The sequence below is a fragment of the Microbispora corallina genome, assembly GCF_016863035.1.
In the GTDB taxonomy this organism is placed as follows: domain Bacteria; phylum Actinomycetota; class Actinomycetes; order Streptosporangiales; family Streptosporangiaceae; genus Microbispora; species Microbispora corallina.
In genome coordinates this window covers 1-5,966 of record NZ_BOOC01000078.1, presented here as the reverse complement: position 1 = coordinate 5,966, position 5,966 = coordinate 1, and the positions used below count along the sequence as shown (strand labels likewise).

6 protein-coding genes are annotated in these 5,966 nt (G+C 73.3%); 5 read left to right on the top strand and 1 reads right to left on the bottom strand.

The window, feature by feature from the left end; all coding sequences use genetic code 11:
• On the bottom strand, positions 1–463 hold a 463-nt coding region (locus Mco01_RS38540), incomplete at its 3' end, for a GntR family transcriptional regulator (protein ID WP_204061769.1).
• 88 nt (positions 464–551) lie between these two features.
• Between Mco01_RS38540 and Mco01_RS38535 the strand changes: the two genes are divergently transcribed.
• The 5 genes from Mco01_RS38535 to Mco01_RS38515 all read left to right on the top strand — a co-directional run bounded on the left by Mco01_RS38535 (position 552) and on the right by Mco01_RS38515 (position 5,624).
• Complete coding sequence (locus tag Mco01_RS38535; protein WP_204061768.1) at positions 552–920, top strand: ATP-binding protein; 369 nt, start codon at positions 552–554, stop codon at positions 918–920.
• Complete coding sequence (locus tag Mco01_RS38530) at positions 917–1,531, top strand: hypothetical protein (RefSeq protein ID WP_204061767.1); 615 nt, start codon at positions 917–919, stop codon at positions 1,529–1,531. Before Mco01_RS38535 ends, Mco01_RS38530 begins: the two co-directional genes overlap by 4 nt.
• Positions 1,532–2,183: 652 nt before the next feature.
• Positions 2,184–3,026, top strand: a complete 843-nt coding sequence (locus tag Mco01_RS38525; protein WP_204061766.1) for a DUF2637 domain-containing protein — start codon at positions 2,184–2,186, stop codon at positions 3,024–3,026.
• Between the two features lie 88 nt (positions 3,027–3,114).
• Positions 3,115–5,157: a hypothetical protein gene (locus Mco01_RS38520; protein ID WP_204061765.1), complete on the top strand. Its 2,043-nt coding sequence runs from the start codon at positions 3,115–3,117 to the stop codon at positions 5,155–5,157.
• 170 nt (positions 5,158–5,327) lie between these two features.
• Positions 5,328–5,624, top strand: coding sequence for a WhiB family transcriptional regulator (locus tag Mco01_RS38515; RefSeq protein ID WP_204061764.1), 297 nt, complete (start codon positions 5,328–5,330; stop codon positions 5,622–5,624).
• Positions 5,625–5,966: the final 342 nt, after the last annotated feature.

Sequence of the window (5,966 nt, the reverse complement as noted above, 5' to 3'; positions counted from 1 at the left end):
AGCTGGTGGACAGCATGACCGGCTCGCCGTCGGCGTAGAAGACGTACTCGGTGCGAAGCACATCGATCTCGTCCCCGGCCGGCTCGTCCAAGCGGAGCCGCTCCCGGATGTGCTCCGACGCCTGCTCCGTACGGGAGTCGTAGTCCCACGCTGCCCGGCGTCCCTGCGACTCCATCTCCGCAGCGAAAGGGCTGCCAGCTCGCGTGGCGCGGTACCAGGCGCGGATGAGCCGCCGAAGCTGGGGCCGCTCCCGGACGTAGGTGCCCGAGCCGGGTTTCGCCACGGCGAGGCCCTCGGAGATCAGGACCCGGGCGACCTGCTTGGCGACGGCGTCCGACACTCCGAAGTCGCGCATGATCTCGGGGCGGGACGGCAGCCGAGCTCCGGGCGGAAGTTCCCCACTTCTTATCTTCTGCCGGAATTGCTCGACGATACGCAGCCATAGCGGGCGGTCCTGATCCACAAAGACCAGGTTGACAGGCTGTGCCCCCAGCTTGCAAACTGAGACCACTGACCCTAATCGGTGTCACCAGCTTGAGGCGGTTCCCCCGATGTACGAGCAGTCCTTACCTGGCGTCCCCGAGGCCGCCGACACGGTGCGCCCTTGGGCGCGCACCGCCGCGCGGCAGCACCATCCCCGGCTCGCCGATGAGTGCGAGCTCGTCGTGGCCCGTCTCGTCGCCAACGCCATACCCCGCACTCCGGAAGACGGCCTGATCGCGGTCACCATCACGCCGCTGGCTCGAGGTCTTCGGGTCGAGGTCCGCGACCCTGGCGACCCGGTCACCGGAGGCGAGGGCGCCGAGTGGGCGGAGGTGTCCACGCACGCCGCGTCCTGGGGCGGCAGCCGTACCGCGGAAGGGCACATGGCCTGGGCGGAACTGCGGGAACCGAGCATGACCGTCGGAGAGCTCCGGTGACCACGACCGCGCCGCCGATCGTCCCCTACGTCCTGGCCTACTCCGAGGAACTCGTCCCGCAGCGGCTGACATTCCGGGAGCACCGACCCTCCGGCGGGCCTCGGCTGGAATTCGTCGACCCCCGCCGCTCCGATTGGGTCGATGGGGTCCTGCGAGCGCGGGTCCGCACCCATCAGCGCGGCAGCGTGCGGTGGAAGCGACTGAACACCCGCCGCCAGTGGGAATGCCTGGCGAAAGGCTGGTGCCAGGTCTGCAAACGGCCAGCTGCCCAGTCCGACGGCCGGCTCCCCTGGCTCCTGACCGAGCGGGTCTACCAGCCGATCGGCGAGGACCGCCTCGGCACCACCGCGCCGCCGACCTGCCGGGACTGCATCCCGCTGTCCCTGCAGATGTGCCCCCAGCTCAGCAGCGCCCCGCTCCTGTGCACCGTGGCGGCCGCCGAACCAGTCGGCGTCCTCGGCGACCTGTTCCGTGACGGCCCGGACGGCGAGGCGATTGAGGCGCAGCGCAACGTCTACGTGGGCTGGGACGAGTTCGCCCGGCTCACCGACGTCCTCGCGAAGCTCGCTGTCGTCGAGCTGCGCGACATGCGGCCCGAGCCGCTCCCATGAACTGCCCTCCTGCCGCGCAGCCCCCGTCGCGGCAGGAGGGCGCCCCGCCGTGCCGTGCTCTGTCGTCCACGGCCGGCGGGGCAACCAGACAGGTGGCCCTGCCTAAGACCTGGGGGGTTGCGGTAGGGCCACCACCTACGTCCGGCAGCGGGGCGAGCCGCGCCGGGCGACCGGTCCGCCCTACTTCCGGGCCGGGCGGGCCAAAGGCCCCGGGGACGGCACGCCTGCCCCGGGGCCACTCCCTTCTCCGGCCGGGCTGGTGCGCGGACCAGCCCGGCCGGGACCGCCTCGAGCGCGCCGCAAGGCGCGCTTTTCACGCCGCGGCGACGGCCAGCCGCACCGGCTGGGTCACCAGTGGCGAGCCGTCCCCGCTGACCACGACGCGTCAGCTCGCACCCATCCCCTGAAGGCAGAAGACCCCGCCCGGCTGGCACCGGGCGGGGCTTCTACCCACCGGACCCCTGACAAGGAGAGGCCCGATTCGATGCATGACCTTACGAACAACCCGCTCCCCGCGACAGGCCCCACCGCTCCCCGACCGGCGGGGTGCGGGCGGCGCGCCTTCCCTCGGATCTGGCGACTCCTCACGGCGCCGGTCCGGGCTCGTCGGGTCCGCCGCGTGCCGCCCCCTGCGCCCGCGCCGGCGACAGGTATGGGGGCGGGCGGGGACCGGCTCATACGGGCCGCGGCCATCGCCGTGCTGCTGGGCGTCGCGGCCGCCGCCGCGTACGTGTCGTACCACCACTTCTACAAGCTGGCCGTGGCGCTGGGAGAGCGGCACGACATGGCCGTGCTCTACCCGGCCATGTCCGACGGCGTGATCGCCATGGCGAGCCTCGTCATGGTCTACTGCTCGCGCCGCAGCCTGCCCGTCCCGGCGCTGGCGTGGGTCGCGCTCGCCCTCGGCGGAGTGGTCACCTTGGTGGCCAACGTGGCCTACGGCTGGCAGGGCGGAGCGGGATCGCGCCTGCTCAGCGCCCTCGCCCCGGTCGCGTTCGTCGGCGCCTACGAGCTGCTGATGTGGCTCGTACGGACCGGCCGGCGCACCACGCAGCCGCCCGCGGAGCGGGTCGTGGAAAAGGTCGTGTACCGGGACCGCGAGGTGCCGGTGGAGGTGGTGCAGGTCGAGCGCGTACTCCCTCGCGACCGGTACGAGGCGGCCGCGTGGGAGTACGAGGACAGCCTGACGCCCGGCCGCCGGCGGGCGGGCCGCCGAAGCCTGGCGTCCCACTGGAGAATCACCGAGCGGGAGGCGGAACAGATCCAGGCCGACGTGCGCGCGGACCGCGCCGGAGAGACGACCGAGGAGGACTCCAACACGCAGCCGTCTGCCCCGCCCGCCGCCGACCTCGACCAGCCCGCCGAGGAGCGGGGCGGCGAACCCGCGACGGGACCACAGAACAGCATCCCGGGACCGCGTTCTGACCGCCCCGTCCGCTGGGGCGACCTGGTCGCCGCCGCCAACGGGCAGGGCCCGGCAGGCGGTGGTGAGTGATGTTCTTCATCGCCCTGATCATCTCCCTCCTCGTGAGCACGCCGATCGTCGTGGCCGTGGTCGTGACCGCGATAAGCGCCCGAGGTCGATGACCGTGCCGCCCCAGCACCACCCCGACCCAGCGCCGGCCGCTCAGCCGGAGCCACCGTCGGACAGCGTCCCCGCGATCGTGTGGGGCATCGCCCGCGCCTCGGCGAAGCTCGCCATGCGCGCTGCCCGGGTCGTCCGCTGGACCTGGCGGCGGATCCTGTGGCCGCACCGCGACCAGCTCGCCCCCGGAGCGCTCGGCCTGGCCGCGCTCACCGCCAGCACCGCCGGGCACCTCGCCCACGCGCCGTGGTGGGCGACCGGCCTCGCCTGGGCCGGCGGCGTCGCAGTCCTGCGGCACGCCTGGGCCCGCCGCGGTCTGGCCGCCGAGCACGCCGACGCCCTCACCGGAGCCGCCGCACTGTTCGGGGCGTGGGCCGCGGCCGCGACCACCTGGGCGCCCGGCGGCGTTCTCGGCCGGACGTGGCTGGGCCTGACCGCCGCCGCGGCGATCGCCTGGACCGTCCACCCGGACGCGCGCGCCTGGAGGCGGCTACGGGCCCGCTGCCGCAACTGGGCGGCCCAGCTACCCGCGGCCCTGGCCGGGCTCGGCGCCGCCGGCGTCGTCCTCACCTCCCCGCCCCACCTGCACGGCCGGCGGGTGGACTTCCCGCTGCGGCTGCCGCTCGGCACCACCCGCGAGGACGTCGACCGGCTGCGCCGGAAAATCGAGTCCGGGATGGGCTGGCCCGACGGCAGCATCCGAGACGTCCGCCAGGACCCGGCCTCGACCGCATCCAACCGAATCGTCCTCACCTTCCAGGACGGCAAGATCCAGGCCCGCACCGTCCGCCTGGACCAAGCACCGATCCCCGCCTCCGTGTACGACCCGATCTGGCAGGGCGTCGACGACGACGGCCGGGACCTGTTCATCGAGCAGTACGCGCCCGAGGGCATGACCCGCGGCCTGTACGGCGGCGAGCCCGGCAGCGCGAAGTCGAACCTGCTACGCCTCATCGCCTACCTACGCGCGTACTGCCCCGACGTGCTCATCTGGGCGGCAGACCTGAAGAACGACGGCATGACGTTCGCCTCGATCCTGCCGCGGCTCGATCGGCTCGCCGTGAACCGCCGCCAAGTCGAGGAGCTGTTCACCGACGCCGCGACCATGGTCCCCGCGCGAGGGCGTCTGCTGCGGCCGGAGGACAACCAGAAACTCCCCCTGTCGCCGAAACGCCCCGCCGTGCTGATCCTGTTCGACGAGTTCGCCACCGCCTGGGGCAAGACCCCACAGAACAGGACGATCGTCGAGGCCGCCAAAGAGGTCGGCTCCAAAGGGCGCGCCCCCGGCATCGGCGTGGAAGCCGCGTCCCAATACCTCGCGCAAGGATCGCTCCACCCCGACCTGCGGCCGCTGTTCACCCGGCGGGTCGCCGGCCGCATGCAGGAACGCGCCGACGCCCAGTTCCTGCTCAAGCAGTGGAACCGGATCGACACCACGCTCCTGCCGACCGGCGTGTTCTACCTCCAGCTCAGCGGAGAGCGGCGCCCCCGACTGCTCCACACCCCGGAGGTGACCGACAAGGACCTCGCCCGGGCGGCCGCGGAGACGATGGGCCTGGCGCCGGCCCTGGAACCGGAGACCGCGCGGGAACTGCCGCACTACGCGAACCGGTGGGCGGATCTGCCGGACCACCTGCTGCCGTACTGCTCCCCCGCGCAGCGCGAGCTGGGCGCCGCCGGGCGCGCGGCGAACGTGACACCGCTGCGGCCGGTCGCTGCGGCCACTCCCCCGCGCCGGGTCGTGGTGTCCGAACGGCTCGACGCGCCGGCGGCGGATCCGGCGCTGGAGGCGATGTGCGCGGTGTTTGTCGCGGCGCGCGGCGGCGACGTCCGCACCGGCGACGTCGTAGCGGCGGCGGCGGAGCAGGGAAGGTCGCGGACGTATGCCACAGACCGGCTGCCGCTTTGGCGCGGGGAGGGGCTGATCCGGTCGGCGGGGAGGGGCGTATGGCGCCTGGCCAGCCCCCCTGACGACCTCCTAGGGGCTGTGGTGGCCCTGGAGGCGGAGCCGGCCGCGCGGCGGCGGGGTGACGGATCGTGACCGCCTCCCGCGGGCGCCCCTCCCCTCCCCCACCGCCCCCGGGGAGGGGGCTCCACACGCGCCCGCGCACGCGCGGGCGCGGGGGCGATGTCCGGCGGACAACCGCGCGGACATCCCGCAGGCGGACCGGCGGACATCCGCAGACCCGATAGATCACCACGGAGGGTGACATGACTGCCGACGAGATGGCCGAGCTGTACGCGCTCGCCCGCGACCCCGCAACCGCCTGGATGGACTACGCCGTCTGCCCCGAGACGGACGGCGACGTCTTCTTCGCCGAGGACGACGGGCGCGGCACCACGCCGCGCGCCCGGGCGATCTGCCGCGGCTGCCCCGTCATTGCCGAGTGCCTGCAGTGGGCCCTCGACCACGGCGAGCTGGGCGTGTGGGGCGGCACCACCGAGACCGACCGCAAGCGGATGAAGCGCAAGCCGAAGACGGCCGCCGTGCTCGAGCTCGCGGCCTAACTCAGGAAGGAACCCCTCGTGGTCCGTATGAAACTGGCGCCGGCATGAGCGCGGAAGCGTGGCAGGGCGCGTTCATCTTCGCCGCCCTCGTGACCGTCGCCATCCTGCCCTCATGCCTCCCGGCATCTGAAATCCACATGCGGGCAGTGCCGCGGCACAGTCCTGGACGTGTTCGCCGAGAATGGGGTCAAGGTCGGCGTGTCGCTCGACGGCGACCGGGCCGCGAACGACCTGTACCGACGCTTCGCGGACGGCCGCAGCTCGTTCGCACAGGCGATCCGGGCCGTCGGCTCCCTGGAGGAGCACATCGACTCGCTGGCCGCCGAGGAGCCCCAATCGCCC

Bases quoted from the DNA above. Each gene is read 5' to 3' on its own strand.
- Mco01_RS38535 (WP_204061768.1), top strand. From the start codon at position 552: ATGTACGAGCAGTCCTTACCTGGCGTCCCCGAGGCCGCCGACACGGTG.
- Mco01_RS38525 (WP_204061766.1), top strand. From the start codon at position 2,184: ATGGGGGCGGGCGGGGACCGGCTCATACGGGCCGCGGCCATCGCCGTG.
- Mco01_RS38520 (WP_204061765.1), top strand. From the start codon at position 3,115: ATGACCGTGCCGCCCCAGCACCACCCCGACCCAGCGCCGGCCGCTCAG.
- Mco01_RS38515 (WP_204061764.1), top strand. From the start codon at position 5,328: ATGACTGCCGACGAGATGGCCGAGCTGTACGCGCTCGCCCGCGACCCC.